The organism is Burkholderia sp. AU4i, from assembly GCF_000466765.1.
Lineage (GTDB): Bacteria > Pseudomonadota > Gammaproteobacteria > Burkholderiales > Burkholderiaceae > Burkholderia > Burkholderia cepacia.
Genome location: NZ_ASSI01000036.1, coordinates 37,136 through 51,025 on the forward strand (window position 1 = coordinate 37,136; position 13,890 = coordinate 51,025).

The 13,890-nt window shown below is 68.1% G+C and carries 11 protein-coding genes; 4 read left to right on the forward strand and 7 right to left on the reverse strand.

Annotated features, from left to right (window positions below):
* Positions 1-81: 81 nt before the first annotated feature.
* Both L810_RS06905 and L810_RS06910 read left to right on the forward strand, forming a co-directional pair.
* Positions 82-1,074, forward strand: a complete 993-nt coding sequence (locus tag L810_RS06905) for an AAA family ATPase (RefSeq protein WP_021157634.1) — start codon at positions 82-84, stop codon at positions 1,072-1,074.
* Positions 1,071-2,792, forward strand: a complete 1,722-nt coding sequence (locus L810_RS06910; protein ID WP_021157635.1) for a cobaltochelatase CobT-related protein — start codon at positions 1,071-1,073, stop codon at positions 2,790-2,792. The genes L810_RS06905 and L810_RS06910 overlap by 4 nt, the downstream gene beginning before the upstream one ends.
* A 76-nt stretch (positions 2,793-2,868) precedes the next feature.
* On the opposite strand, the gene L810_RS06915 is transcribed toward L810_RS06910, so the two are convergent.
* The 7 genes from L810_RS06915 to pdxR form a co-directional block, all read right to left on the reverse strand.
* Complete coding sequence (locus L810_RS06915) at positions 2,869-3,636, reverse strand: sulfite exporter TauE/SafE family protein (RefSeq protein ID WP_021157636.1); 768 nt, start codon at positions 3,634-3,636, stop codon at positions 2,869-2,871.
* Positions 3,633-4,667 carry a phosphate acetyltransferase gene (gene pta, locus L810_RS06920; protein WP_021157637.1) on the reverse strand — a complete coding sequence of 345 codons (1,035 nt, stop codon included), beginning with the start codon at positions 4,665-4,667 and terminating at the stop codon, positions 3,633-3,635. Before pta ends, L810_RS06915 begins: the two co-directional genes overlap by 4 nt.
* Before the next feature lie 137 nt (positions 4,668-4,804).
* Positions 4,805-6,622, reverse strand: a complete 1,818-nt coding sequence (gene xsc / locus L810_RS06925) for a sulfoacetaldehyde acetyltransferase (protein ID WP_021157638.1) — start codon at positions 6,620-6,622, stop codon at positions 4,805-4,807.
* A gap of 160 nt (positions 6,623-6,782) precedes the next feature.
* Positions 6,783-7,181, reverse strand: a complete 399-nt coding sequence (locus L810_RS06930; RefSeq protein ID WP_021157640.1) for a nuclear transport factor 2 family protein — start codon at positions 7,179-7,181, stop codon at positions 6,783-6,785.
* 154 nt (positions 7,182-7,335) lie between these two features.
* Positions 7,336-7,473, reverse strand: coding sequence for a hypothetical protein (locus tag L810_RS46925; protein WP_021157641.1), 138 nt, complete (start codon positions 7,471-7,473; stop codon positions 7,336-7,338).
* A gap of 109 nt (positions 7,474-7,582) precedes the next feature.
* Complete coding sequence (locus L810_RS06935) at positions 7,583-10,477, reverse strand: GH92 family glycosyl hydrolase (RefSeq protein WP_021157642.1); 2,895 nt, start codon at positions 10,475-10,477, stop codon at positions 7,583-7,585.
* Positions 10,478-11,002: 525 nt separating this feature from the next.
* Complete coding sequence (gene pdxR / locus L810_RS06940) at positions 11,003-12,529, reverse strand: MocR-like pyridoxine biosynthesis transcription factor PdxR (protein WP_021157645.1); 1,527 nt, start codon at positions 12,527-12,529, stop codon at positions 11,003-11,005.
* 270 nt (positions 12,530-12,799) lie between these two features.
* Between pdxR and L810_RS06945 the strand changes: the two genes are divergently transcribed.
* Both L810_RS06945 and L810_RS06950 read left to right on the forward strand, forming a co-directional pair.
* Positions 12,800-13,141, forward strand: a complete 342-nt coding sequence (locus L810_RS06945; protein WP_021157646.1) for a GNAT family N-acetyltransferase — start codon at positions 12,800-12,802, stop codon at positions 13,139-13,141.
* Positions 13,142-13,199: 58 nt separating this feature from the next.
* Positions 13,200-13,890 (forward strand): aldehyde dehydrogenase family protein (locus L810_RS06950; RefSeq protein WP_042973623.1); only part of this gene is annotated, 691 nt, incomplete at its 3' end.

A 13,890-nucleotide genomic window follows, 5' to 3' on the forward strand; every position in this document is an offset into this window, starting at 1 on the left:
ATCGACGCCCGCGCATCAGGGAACGACACGCCAACACCGACAAACACCGACAACGACAGGCAACGACAGGAGCGCAACGCAATGGAAGGGGTGACGAACAAGCCGGACTGCATGGTGTCGGTCCGCGAACGGTTCGGGTTCGATTCGGACCTGATGGTGCCCGCGTTCAGCGCGCGCGACGACCACGTGCCCGATATCGACGACGCATACCGTTTCAACCCGGACGTCACGCTCGCGATCCTCGCCGGCTTCGCGCGCAACCGCCGCGTGCTCGTGCAGGGGATGCACGGCACCGGCAAGTCGACGCATATCGAACAGGTCGCGGCGCGGCTGAACTGGCCGTGCGTGCGCGTGAACCTCGACGGCCACATCAGCCGGCTCGACCTCGTTGGCAAGGATGCGATCGTCGTGCGCGACGACGTGCAGGTGACCGAGTTCCAGGAAGGCATCGTGCCGTGGGCGCTGCAGCGGCCCGTCGCGCTGATCTTCGACGAATACGATGCGGGGCGGCCCGACGTGATGTTCGTGATCCAGCGGATTCTCGAACGCGACGGCAAGTTCACGCTGCTCGACCAGAACCGCGTGATCCATCCTCATCCGTCGTTCCGGCTGTTCGCCACCGCCAACACGGTCGGGCTCGGCAACCTGAACGGGCTGTATCACGGCACGCAGATGCTCAACCATGCGCAGATGGATCGCTGGAACGTGGTCGCCACGCTCGACTATCTGCCGCGCGATGAGGAGATCGGCATCGTGCGTGCGCGCGTGCCCGAACTCGCCGACGAAGCCGGCCGCCCGCTGCTCGAATCGATGGTCAGCCTCGCGGAGCTGACGCGCAACGGCTTCGCGACCGGCGATCTGTCGACGCTGATGTCGCCGCGCACGGTGATCAACTGGGCCGAGAACTGCCAGATTTTCCGCGATCCGGCGCTCGCGTTCCGGCTCACGTTCCTGAACAAATGCGACGACGCCGAGCGGCCCGTCGTTGCCGAGTATTACCAGCGCTGTTTCGGCGAGGAGCTTGCGGTTGTGTCACGGGCCGGCGGCGGTGGCGAGCCGGGAGCAGGGCGGTGAGCGCCGATCGCGACGTCGCGCGCCGTGCGTCGGCACGCGAAGCGCTGGGCGCGTCGACCGTGCGTGCGCTGACACGCGATGCGGCACTGCATTACCGCGCGGGCCGCGTGTGCCGCGACCTGCGGCCGCTGCCGATCCACGCGCCGCACCTGCGCGCGCAGGCCGCCGACGACGATCTCGCGTCGTGGCGCGGCGCGGCCGACGGCGCCGCGTTGCGCATCCTGCATTCGGATGCCGGCCTGCATCGCGCGTTGTCCGGCGACGATCCGGTCGAACGCGTGCTGTTCGAAATGCTCGAGCAACTGCGCTGCGAGTCGCTCGCGGCACCCGCGATGCGCGGCGTCGTGCAGAACCTGCGCCATCGTTTCGAAACCTGGTCGCGCGCGTTTCACCGGTCGGGGCAGGCCGATACGCATGTCGGGATCCTCGTATACACGGTCGCGCAGATCGCATGGTCGCGGCTGACCGGCTGGCCGGTGCTCGAAGAAACGGAAGACCTGATCGAAGCGTCGCGCGCGGCGATCGTGCCGGAAATCGGCGTGCCGCTCGCGGGGCTGAAGCGCTGCCGGCACGATCAGCGCGCATTCGCGGAACATGCGCTGACGCTCGCGCGCCGCATTGCGGCGATGATCCGCGACGCGCGCGCGGCCGTCGTCGAAACGGCATCGGAAGACGCACGCGAGCAGGACGATGCGCTGACGAATTTTTCGCTATGGGTCGATTTCGACGATACAGGCATTGACCTGCCGGCACTCGTCGAAACGGGCGACAGCGTCGTGCTGCATGGCGGCGATGCGGTCTATCGCGCGTACACGACGCGTTACGACCGCGAACTCCGGCCGGCCGCACAGATCCGCGCGGCACTGCTGCGCGAGTATCGCGACCGGCTCGACGGCCAGGTCGCCGCGCAACGGATCAACGTCACGCGGCTCGCAAAGGTGCTGCGCGCGGCGCTTGTCGTGCCGCGGGCCGACGGCTGGTCGTTCGGCGAGGAGCACGGCCGCCTCGACGGCCGCCGGCTCGCGCAGCTCGTCAGCTCGCCGGCCGAACGGCGGTTGTTCCGGCTCGAACGCGTGCGGCCGCACGCGGACTGCGCGCTCGCGTTCCTGATCGACTGCTCGGGATCGATGAAGACGTGGATCGACGGCGTCGCGCTGATGGTCGACACGTTGGCCCGCGCCGGCGATGCCGCCGGGCTCGCCACCGAAGTGCTCGGCTTCACGACGCTCGCCTGGAACGGCGGCCGCGCGCGGCAGGAGTGGCTTGCGCGCGGCAAGCCGCGCCATCCGGGCCGGCTCAACGAAACCGGCCACCTGGTGTTCAAGGACGCGGACACGCGCTGGCGGCATGCGCGCACGGGCATCGCCGCGCTGTTCAAGGCCGACCAGTTCCGCGAGGGCGTCGACGGCGAAGCGGTCGAATGGGCATGTGCGCGGCTCGCGGCGCGGCCGGAGGCGCGCAAGATCCTCGTCGTGATCTCGGATGGCAGCCCGATGGACGGCGCGACGGCGCTCGCGAACGATCCGTTCTACCTCGACAATCACCTGAAGCAGGTGGTCGCGCGCCAGGAGGCGGCCGGCCGCGTCGACGTCCTCGGGCTCGGCGTCGGGCTCGATCTCGGCCCGTACTACCGGCACCGGCTCGCGATCGATCTTGCGTCGGCGCCGGACATGAAGCGGCTCGTCGAGATCGCGCGCTGGATCGGCGCGCGGCGGTGAAGCGGGCACTGTGCGTGCGCATCGCGGCGCGAATGCCGCGCATCGGAGGGTTCGATGCGGCATGCGCCGCGCGGTGCTACACGCCGCGCAGCAGCGGCGGCAGCGACGTCGCGATCAGCCCGATGCCGATCGCCATCAGCACGCCGAACGCGAGCCGGCGCAGCGCGACCGGCGACAGCGGCGGCGGGTAGTGTCGCGCGGCGACCGTCGTCAGCATCACGACCGGCGTCGCGATCGCGGCCAGCAGCCAGATGTCGCGATCGATCTGGCCTTCGCAAGCGCTGTACAGCACCCGCGTGGCCGAGGTCGTCGTGAACAGCACGATCAGCGCGCAGCGGATCTGCACGAGCGTCAACGGCTGCCGGTAGAACTGGAAGATCAGCGGCGGCCCCGACACGCCGAACATGCCGCTCAGCAGCCCGCCGAACAGGCCGCTGACGAAGAAGCTGCGGTTGTCCGAGCGCGCCGTGAGCAGCGTCGGGCGCAGCGCCGCGCTCAGGCCGCCGTACAGCACGACCGCGCCGAGGATCAGTTGCAGCAGGTCGGCCGCCGAGCGGCTCAGGCATTCGAGCAGCAGCACGCCCGCGACCACCGACGGCAGGATGCCGAGCGTCGCCGCGCCGACCGCGTGCCAGTCGATGTGATGCAGCCGGCCGGGAAGCGCGGCCGCGCCGTTCGCGAGCGACACGACGCTCATCAGCGTGGCGACGGTGGCGAGCGGCGCCAGCCCGAAGCCGCTCGTCGCGCCCATCACGATCATCCCGAGCCCGAAGCCGGTGACGGTCTGGAAATAGCTGCCGGCGCCGATCACCGCGATCAGGATCGCCAGTTTGTCGGCCGTCATGCGTGCGCGGCCTCGCCGGTCGCGGCGCGTTGCGCGGCCGCCTGCGCCTGCACGGTGGTTGCCGCGATCACGTGATACACGTCGTCGGCGCCGCAGCCGCGCGACAGGTCGTTCGCGGGCCGGCGCAGCCCCTGCAGCAGCGGCCCGACGGCCTTCGCGCGGCCGATCCGCTCGGCGAGCTTGTAGCCGATGTTGCCGGCCTCGAGGCTCGGGAACACGAGCACGTTCGCATGGCCGCCCACCTGCGAATGCGCGATCTTGCGCTCGGCGATCTCCGCGACGATCGCGGCGTCGAGCTGAACGTCGCCGTCGATCGCGAGGGTGGGGCGCCGTTCGCGCACCTGCGCGGTCGCGGCCGTCACCTTGTCGACGGCCGCGTGATGCGCGCTGCCGCTCGTCGAGAACGACAGCATCGCGACGCGCGGTTCCTCGCCGAGCAGCGCTTGTGCGCTGTCGGCGGCGGCCATCGCGATTTCGGCGAGCTGGCCGGCATCCGGATCGACGACGAGCGCGCAGTCGGAGAAGATCAGCCCGCCCTTGATCGTGTGGAACGGCTCGCACAGCATCATCAGGAAGAAGCTCGACACGATCCGGAACGTCGGGTCCACGCCGATCAGCTGGATCGCCGCGCGCACGACGTCGGCCGTCGCATGCACGGCGCCCGCGACCGAGCCGTCCGCCTCGCCGAGCCGCACCATCAGGTTGGCGTACGTCAACGGATCGCGCACCGCGTCGCGCGCTGCGTCGGCGGTCATGCCTTTGTTGGCGCGCAGCGCATGCAGCGCGTCGGCATACGCATCGCGTTGCGGGGCGTCGGCCGGATCGACGAGCGTCATGCCGTCGAGATCGATCGCGTCGCGCGCGGCCGCCGCGTGGATGGCCGTACGGTTGCCGACGAGCACGATGCGCGCGATGCCGTCGCGCGTCGCGCGCGCGGCGGCGTGCAGCACACGCGGATCGTCCGCTTCGCACAGCGCGATGCGCATCGGCGCGCGGCGCGCGGATTCGAGGATGCGGTCGAGGGCTTTCATCGTTCGCTCGCTGAGGAATGGAAAACGGGAAGGAAAAACGGCCGGATGCGGCGGCCCGCACGGGGCACGGCGTCCGGCCGGCTTCAGGCCGCGCGGCGATGCGCGCGGCCTGAAGCGGTTGCGTCAGCGACGCGGGCTCACACGTAGTCCTTGTACTTGTCGAGCATGCGAACCGGCTTCGACAGCGCATCGCGGCGGAACGGATCGCCGAGTTCACGCGTGCACATGATCTCGATGATCGTGGTCTTGCCTTCGTTCATCTGCATGTCGATCGCGCGCTTGAGCGCGGGGCCGACGTCCTCGAGGCGGTCGACCGTGATCCCTTCGGCGCCCATCGCGCGCGCGATCGCCGCGAAGCTCTGGTTGTCGAGTTCGCCCGCGACGAAGCGGCGGTTGTAGAAGTCGACCTGGTTCTTCTTCTCCGCGCCCCACTGGCGGTTGTGGAACACGACGGCCGTGACCGGGATGTTGTGGCGCACGCAGGTCATCGTTTCCATCAGGCTCATGCCCCACGCGCCGTCGCCCGCATACGACACGGCCGGACGATGCGGTGCGGCGACCTTCGCGCCGATGATCGTCGGGAACGCATAACCGCAGTTGCCCCAGCTCATCGCCGCGAAGAAGCTGCGCGGCTTGTTGAAGCGCAGGTAGCTGTTCGCGACCGAGTTGATGTTGCCGATGTCGGTCGACACCATCACGTCCTCGGGCATCGCCTTCTCGAGCTCGCGCAGCACCTGGCGCGGATGCAGGTACTGGCCGCCGCTGAACGGCTTCTCGTGCTTCTGCTCCTCGATCATGTCGAGGCTGTATGCGTCGCGCTCGTGCGTCCAGTCGTCGAGTTCCTTTTCCCACGCGGCCTTTTCGGTCGCGATCTGGTCGGCGCGATCGCCGCGCGAGCCGTCGCACGCGAGCGTGCGGCCTTCGAGGCGTTGCGTGAGCGCGATGGCCGCCGCCTTCGCATCGCCGCAGATGCCGACCGAGATCTTCTTCACGAGGCCGAGCATCTTGTGGTCCGCGTCGATCTGGATGATCTTCGCGTCCTTCGGCCAGTAGTCCATCCCGTGCTGCGGCAGCGTGCCGAACGGCCCGAGGCGCGAGCCCAGCGCGATCACGACGTCCGCGCGCGACAGCAGTTTCATCGCGGCCTTCGAGCCCTGGTAACCGAGCGGGCCGCACCACAGCGGATGGTTCGCCGGGAACGAGTCGTTGTGCAGGTAGCTGTTGACGACCGGTGCGCCGAGCCGTTCGGCGAGCGCCTTGCATTCCTCGATCGCATCGGCCATCACGACGCCGCCGCCGGAGATGATCACCGGGAACTTCGCCTGCGCGATCAGCGCGGCCGCATCGTCGAGGCTCTGTTCGCCGCCGGCGCCGCGATCGAGTCGGCGCGGTTGCGGAATCTCGACCTTGACCTTGCCGTAGAAGTAGTCGCGCGGGATGTTCAGTTGCGTCGGGCCCATCTCGGCCTGCGCGCGGTCGAAGCAGCGCGCGGTGAATTCGGCCATCCGCGCCGGGTGCGTGACGTGGCCCTGGTACTTCGTGAATTCCTGGAACATCGGCAGCTGGTTCGCTTCCTGGAAACCGCCGAGGCCGATGCCCATCGTGCCGGCTTCCGGCGTGACGATCACGACCGGGCTGTGTGCCCAGTACGCGGCGGCGATCGCCGTCACGCAATTGCTGATGCCGGGGCCGTTCTGGCCGATCACGACGCCGTGGCGGCCCGACACGCGCGCATAACCGTCGGCCATGTGGCCCGCGCCCTGTTCGTGCACGACCGGGATCAGGCGGATGCCGGCGGGCGCGAAGATGTCCATCGCGTCCATGAACGCGGAGCCCATGATGCCGAACATGTCGGTCACGCCGTTGGCCGCGAGGGTCTCGACGAAGGCTTCGGACGGCGTCATGTCCTGCGGACCGCTGGCCGATGCACGCAGGGAAGTGGATTGTTCGCTCATGGGTTGTCTCCGATTGTTCAATTAACGGAACGTCTTGTTCCAGATGCTATTTGCCGGGAAAAGCCGGTCAAGTCATTCCACCTGCTGCGGGGAAATGTGGAATGAAATGAAATGATTCGTTTCAAAATGCGCGCGGGTACGGTGGCCCCGAGTGGTGCGCTCAGGCCGGCTGCTTCGGCCGTTCCTTGCGGAACGCACGCTTGACGGCGATCAGCCCGTCGCGGAATTCGAACAGGTCGCAGCCTTCGGCCTCGATGCGCCAGCCTTCGGCGTGCGTGCCGGTGAACACCCACTCGGACACGCCGCGCTCGCCGGTCACGTAGTGGCGGCCGTGGCCCCAGTGCGCGTCGGGGAAGGTCTTGAACACGGCTTCGAACGCGGCGCGCACGGCGTCGCGGCCGACGAAGCGCGTGCCGTGGATGTCGGGGCCGCCGGCCGCGTCGAATACGCAGTCCTCGGTCATGAAGCCCATCAACGCATTCGCGTCATGCCGGTTGAATGCGTCGGAAAACGCCGCGAGCGTGGCGGCCGTGGCGGGGGCGGTGAGCGTATCGGACATAACGTGTCTCCTGTCGAATGGTGGGCGGTGCGCAAGGCGCTGGCGCGCATGCGGCACGCGGTATCGACACGTTAGTGAGCGCTCGTTTTTGGCGGTAGCGCCAGTTCGGGGGATTCGGTTGGGCCAGCGGCGGATGCAGGGAAGGTTCGCCCGTTCACGGGGTGTCCGACCCGGCGGATTGTGTGGCTTGATCCGGTTTCGTGCCGTGTCGCATGGCGCGAATGACGTTGTCGCGAATCAGGTCGGTGACGGCGCGTGCCGGGAAATGACGGAAGAAGGATTCGACCGGCATCGGGGCCGGCCCCGCGTCGCTCCGGCGGTTTTCAAACCGCGTCGCGGGCAGGCAGAAGGAGCCGGGGGTACATCGCTGCGTGCGACGTACCCCCGAGGTCATGCAGGCATCACGACGCCGTCATGCCGATACCGAACACGTGCATCTTGCCGGCGCTGACCTGCCGCGGCAGCACGATGCTCGTCACCACCTTGCCGGGCGGCACCGGAATCTTCTGCGCGAAGATGTAGGTCTTGACGTTGTCCTGCTGGCCGTTGCCGGCATTGCGATAGGCCATCGTGACGGCCACCGTCGAGCGTGGGCTCGCGCTGCCGCCGTTCAGGGTCCAGTCGTCGAAGGCCAAGGTGACGGCCTGGCTCGACCCGTCCGCGAAGTTCAGCTGCGCGATCCCGCTGCTCGGGCCGTTGTTGGACGAACCGAGCACCACGACGCCGGTGCCGGCCGATCCCGGCGGCAGCATCACCGTCTGTCCGACGGTCACGGTGTTGTCGAGCGAGAGCGGCCCGCCCGCCACGGTCACGGTGGCGCCGGCCACCGCGAACGGCTTGCCGGGCTGCACGCCCGCCGCGCCGAGCGCATTGACCGAGTAACTGAACAGGCTGCCGTCGAAGTCCGCGCCCTGGCCGTCGGTATTGGTCGCACCGTCCATGCTGAAGCCGCGGTTGTTGTAGCTGTCGGCCGCGTTGAGCGCCACCGGTACGCCGAACGACGGCGGCTGCGCCTGGGCACCCCATCGAGACGGTGCGCTGCCCATCGCGAAGTGCAGCGTCGCACCGTTGGCGATGTCGTCATAGGCGACCCATGCGGCAGGGTGGGCACGACCGTCGATCGACAGCGACTGCACGTAGCTCGAGGCCGGCGCGCCTGCGGCACGGATCCGCCAGGTGTGGCCGTTGCCGAGCCGCACGTCGATCTGCGGGAACTGCGGGCTGCCGATCGCCAGGCCCGCGACGCCGGGGATCTGCGGGTACAGGCCCAGCGCGCCCCACACGTACCAGCCCGACACGGCGCCGAGGTCGTCGTTGCCCGGCAAGCCGTCGGGGCCGGTGCCGAACGCGCTGACCATGATCTGCTGCACCACGCGCTGCGTGCCCGACGGTTGCGCGGCCCAGTTGTAAAGCCACGGCACCTCGAAGGTCGGCTCGTTGCCCATGTAGAAATTCGGCAGGCTCAGGCCGGCATTGAGCACCGTGAAGAACTGGTCGAGCCGCGACGTCACGGCCGTATTGCCGCCGAGCTGCGCGAACAGGCCCGCCGCGTTGTACGGCACCATCCACGTGTACTGTTCGGCATTGCCCTCCACGTAGTTGTCGCCGCTGCCCGGCGTTTCGGGTATCCACGCGCCGTTCGATTGCCGCGCCGCGATCAGCGGCGGCGTCAGCGCGGTGTTGAGCAGGTTCTGCCAGTAGGCCGAGCGGCTCAGCAGCATGCGCTGCGTGGCGGTATCGCCGAGTGCGCCGGCGAAGCGCGAGATCGCGAAGTCGCTGCTCGTGTATTCGAGCGTCGACGAAGCCTGCCCCCACTCGCCGCCGGTGATGTAGCCGCCCTGCAGGTAGCTCGCGCGGCCGCCGTTGGTGGTCACGTTGTTGCAGGCGGTGCCGGGGATGTTCGCCATCTTCACCATATGCTGCAGCGCGGCGCGCGTATCGAAGCGCCGCGCGCCGAATGCGTAGGCGCTCGACACGATCAGCGAACCGGCATCGCCCGGCATCACGCCGTCCTCGACGTTGTCGTTGACCCAGTGCGGAATCGCGCCGCACTGATCGGCGTCGTTGACCAGCGACTGGATCATGTCGCTGGTCTCGGACGGGTTGAGGATCGACTTGAGCTGGATCAGCGAACGGTAGATGTCCCAGCCCGAGAACGACGAATACTGCGCGTTCTGGCCTTTGCCGAGCTGGTGCACGGTATTGTCGAAGCCGATGTACTGGCCGTTCGCGTCGCTGAAGATGCTGGGCGCCCACAGCGCGTGATAGAGCGCCGTGTAGAACTTCTTCTTCGCGTCGAGCGTCCCGCCTGCCACGCGGATCGCGTTGAGGCGGTCGTTCCAGATTCGGTCCGCCTGCGTGCGCACGCCTTCGAAATCCCAGCCGCGATTTTCCGCATCGAGGTTGGCCTTTGCATTGGCGGCGCTGACGTACGAAATGCCGATCTTCATCCTGACCGCCTGGCCGGGACGGAAGCCGAGCTGCGCCACGCCGTGCGAGATCGACGCCGACGTGAACGCCTGGTCGAACGCGGCATAGAAGTAGACGGGCACCGGCACCGAGTTGCCGCAGAAGCCGCCGCCGATCGTGCTGCCCGAGAGGGCGCTGCCGGAAACTTGCGTAATCGCGCCGGTGGTCGAGGTCTTCGTATTGGTGCGTGTCGCGTCGAGTACCAGCAGCGCGGGTTTGCCGGCCGGGTAGGTGAACCTGCCGAAGCCTGTGCGCAGGGTGGCGGTCAGTTCCACCTTGATCTGCGAATCGAGCACGACCGAGTAGTAGCCGGGCCGGGCCGTTTCATTCGCATGACTGAAGGTCGGAACGAGCTGCGTCGCGTCGGTGGTCGGCATGACCGGGAATTCGCCGTTGTTGCCGCTGCAGCCGGCACCCGGCATGTGCGTGACGCTGAAACCCTGGATCGAATGGAGGTCGTAGTAATAACCGGCCGGCGAATTCGGTTCCTTGCTGTCGTTCGGCGCCGGCGTGGTGTTGGTGTCGGGCGCCCATTGCACCATGCCCGACGGCAGCCCGGCGGCCGGCACGACGCTGCCGGCCTGTCCCGCCGGCACCGGGTTCGGCGAATTGCTCGCGAGCGTGCCGATCAGCGGGTCGACATACTGCGTCAACGACAGGCTGCGGTTGTCGTCGAGGTTGGTCGTGTCGGCCGCACCGGCCGACGATTCCGCCGGATGGGCGGCCAGTATCGACGCCGCCGTTCCGTCGCTGCCGTCACCGCCTCCGCACCCGCTCAATGCGCACGCCGCGGCCAGCAACGCCGCGAGCGTCGTGAATCGACTCATGATCGTCCCCTCCAGTCGGAGATGCCTTTTTGCCTTGACGATCCCGACGATCGAATCCCGGGATCGCAGTGGGTTGTTGCTGTCGTGTTGCGTCGTAACACTAGGATTCGCATGAATTCGCTGTCAATCCGAATAACGGATTTGTAATGTTTTTATTAGATTTACTAAACGAGTGGAAACGATGCGCAGGCGGTGGCGCGGTATCGGAAGGTGCAGCGGATGCAGCGAGCACGTGGCGAATGCAGGGTTCTACGGCAAGGCGAGAAACAACGTGCCGATCGGGGGCGGCGCACGTTGCGTGCGCACGTGAACGCGACCTCTACCCGAAAGGCAGCTTGCTGCCCGGAAGAGCAACCCGATCGATCGTTACGATCGGCACCTGCGCGCGTCGCACGGGAGCGACGCGCGCGACACCGGCGACATGCTTGCCGCGCAACGAAAGTCGCGATCGTTTCCGGATGCGTGATTGTGGACGACGAGCGAGGGCGGTCATGCATCGGTGGCACGACGCCTCTCCGCATCCGGTCAGGCGCCCGGCTTCTGCGCCCGCACGCACTGCGCCAGCGCCCGCACGCCCGGCTCGATCCGTTCGAGCGGAATCGCGGAGAACCCCATCCGGAAGCAGCGTCGCGCGTCGCCCGTATCGTCCATGAAGAACACGTTCCCCGGCTCGATGAGGATGCCGGCCGCCTGCGCGTCGATCGCGAGGCGCGTGGCATCGAGCCACGGCGGCCCCTCGACCCAGCACGACGCACCGCCCGTCACACGCACATGACGCGCTTCCGGCAGATGCGCATCGAGCGCGGCCATCAGCGCCTGCGAGCGCTCGCTGTACGCATGCGCGAGCCGGCGCAGCAGCGCGTCGTGATGACCGAGCGCGAGAAAGGTTGCGAACGCACGCTGGATATACGCGACCGGATGGCGCACCATCAGCCGCCGCAGCGCGCGCAACTCGCGGATCAGCTCGCGCGGCCCGACCACGTAGCCGAGCCGCAGCCCCGGCGCGAACGTCTTCGACAGGCTGCCGACGTAGATCACGCGGTCGGCCGTGTCGAGGCTCTTCAATGCCGGATGCGGCGTGCCGGAGAACGTGTTCTCGCTCTCGTAGTCGTCCTCGATGATCACGAAATCGTGCTGCCGCGCGCAGTCGAGCAGCGCGCGGCGGCGTTCGACCGGCATCGTCGCGGTGGTCGGGCACTGGTGGCTCGGCGTCACGTACACGTAGTCGCAGCGCGCCAGCGTATCGGCGAGCGCATCGGGCGCGATCCCGTGGCCGTCGACGGGCAGCGGCAGCAGCCGCGCGTTGCGGTTCTCGAAGATGTTGCGCGCGTCGGGATAACCGGGATTCTCGAAGCCGACCGTCGTGTGCTTGCCGCACAGCAGGTCCGCGATCAGGTACAGCGCCTGCTGGCAGCCGTTCGTGACGACGATCTCGTCGGGCATCGCGAACACGCCGCGCCGCGGCAGCACGCGCGTGCGGATCTGCTGGATCAGCGATTCGTCGTCGCGCTCGATCAGGTCGGGCGCCCAGTTGCGGATCTCCATCACCGACAGCGCCTTCAGGCAGCATTCGCGCCAGTCGTTGGTCGGAAACAGCGACTGGTCGAATTGTCCGTAGATGAACGGGAATTCGTAGTGCTGCCAGTTCGCGGGCTTCACGATGTTGCGCTGCCTCGACGGCGGATGCGCGATGCGCTTCTCCCATGCGGGGCGGCCCGGCGTGTCGTCGTTGCCGTCCGGTTTCTCGCCGGTTTTGGCCGCCGCGAAGCCGGGCACGCCCTCGAGCATCTTCGGGTTCACGAAGTGCCCGCTGCGTTCGCGCGAGATCAGGTAGCCCTCCTCGACGAGCATCTGGTACGCGAGCACGACGGTGTTGCGCGCGACGCCGAGCTGGTCGGCGAGCTCGCGGCTCGACGGCAGCGCGGCATCGGGGGCGAGCTGGCCGTCGAGGATCGCGGCCACGAGCATCCGCCGGATCTGGTCCTGCAGGCTCGACGCCGACGACCGCCGGAACTGCTGGGCCCATAGGGCGGTCGGGGTACGACTCGGCATGCTTCCTCCTGTGATCGGTACGGGAAACGCGAGGCGGTGCGCGTCGGGGTGCGCGCGGCCCGCGAGAGGCGCGGTTTCGCGAGAATACGCGCGTCGCGCCGCGGATGTGGACTCAATGAAAGGTGTCGTCTGGCACTACTGCGCGGCGACGTGGCAAGACGATACTCAAGTCGTCGCCCCTGGACGATCCGGATAACTCCCCGGTACGCGGGCGCGGGAGGGCGTGCGCGCATCGCGTTCGCCCGCATCGTGATGCGAAGGGAGGAGGCCATGCACGTCGTCGTGTTCAGGGATCGCTGCGAGCGCGTGATCCGCATCGTGTTCGACGACACGCGCGCGACGGCGGTCGCGTATCGCGACGACGAGGCAATCGGCGAGCTCGGCATCGACGACGACGGCGGCGGTGCCGCGCGATCGCCATCGCTTGCGCGTCTGTACGTGGAACCCGCGTATCGACGCAGCGGCATCGCGCACACGCTGCTGGCGTGTGCATCGCGCGAATTCGGACGGCCGATCCGCATCGATACCGGCGCGCGTGAGTGGCCCGACTCGCCGGCATGGGCGACGTTGTGCCGCTGCCTCGAATACGAAGGGCTGGTCGTGGTGCGCTAGTGCGCGCCGGGCACCCGGTAGCGCGGCCACGATCACGCATCACGACAACGGAGACGACATGAACACGGTCCTGAAGCCGATTCCCGCATCCGACGTGCGGCACGAAGCGTTGCGCATCGACGGGCAGCGCGTGTGGCGCGACGCGGTGATCGAAGTGCGCAACCCTTACGACGGCGCGCTGGTCGGCACCGTGCCGAAGGCGACACTCGACGACGTGCGGCGCGCGTTCGCGGTCGCGCGCGCATACCGGCCGGCGCTCACGCGTCACGATCGCGCGGCGATCCTGCGCCGCGCGGCCGACATCGTGCGTGCGCGCACGGCGGAGATCGCGGCGCTGATTACGGCCGAGGCCGGGTTGTGCATCAAGGATTCGACCTACGAGGCGGGCCGCGTGGCCGACGTGCTGACGTTCGGCGCCGGTGAGGTGCTGAAGGACGACGGGCAGATCTTCTCGTGCGACCTGACCCCGCACGGCAAGAAGCGCCGCGTGTACACGCAGCGCGATCCGCTGCTCGGCGTGATTTCGGCGATCACGCCGTTCAACCATCCGATGAACCAGGTCGCGCACAAGATCGCGCCGTCGATCGCGACCAACAACCGGATCGTCGTGAAGCCGTCCGAGAAGGTGCCGCTGTCGTGCTACCTGTTCGCGGACATCCTGTACGAAGCGGGCCTGCCGCCGCAGATGCTGCAGGTGCTCACCGGCGACCCGAAGGAGATCGCCGATGAGCTGATCACGAACCCGGCGA

Coding starts and splice junctions, on each gene's coding strand:
- L810_RS06905 (WP_021157634.1), top strand. CDS start 82: ATGGAAGGGGTGACGAACAAGCCGGACTGCATGGTGTCGGTCCGCGAA.
- L810_RS06915 (WP_021157636.1), bottom strand. CDS start 3,636: ATGACGGCCGACAAACTGGCGATCCTGATCGCGGTGATCGGCGCCGGC.
- pta (WP_021157637.1), bottom strand. CDS start 4,667: ATGAAAGCCCTCGACCGCATCCTCGAATCCGCGCGCCGCGCGCCGATG.
- xsc (WP_021157638.1), bottom strand. CDS start 6,622: ATGAGCGAACAATCCACTTCCCTGCGTGCATCGGCCAGCGGTCCGCAG.
- L810_RS06930 (WP_021157640.1), bottom strand. CDS start 7,181: ATGTCCGATACGCTCACCGCCCCCGCCACGGCCGCCACGCTCGCGGCG.
- L810_RS46925 (WP_021157641.1), bottom strand. CDS start 7,473: ATGCCGGTCGAATCCTTCTTCCGTCATTTCCCGGCACGCGCCGTCACC.
- L810_RS06935 (WP_021157642.1), bottom strand. CDS start 10,477: ATGAGTCGATTCACGACGCTCGCGGCGTTGCTGGCCGCGGCGTGCGCA.
- pdxR (WP_021157645.1), bottom strand. CDS start 12,529: ATGCCGAGTCGTACCCCGACCGCCCTATGGGCCCAGCAGTTCCGGCGG.
- L810_RS06945 (WP_021157646.1), top strand. CDS start 12,800: ATGCACGTCGTCGTGTTCAGGGATCGCTGCGAGCGCGTGATCCGCATC.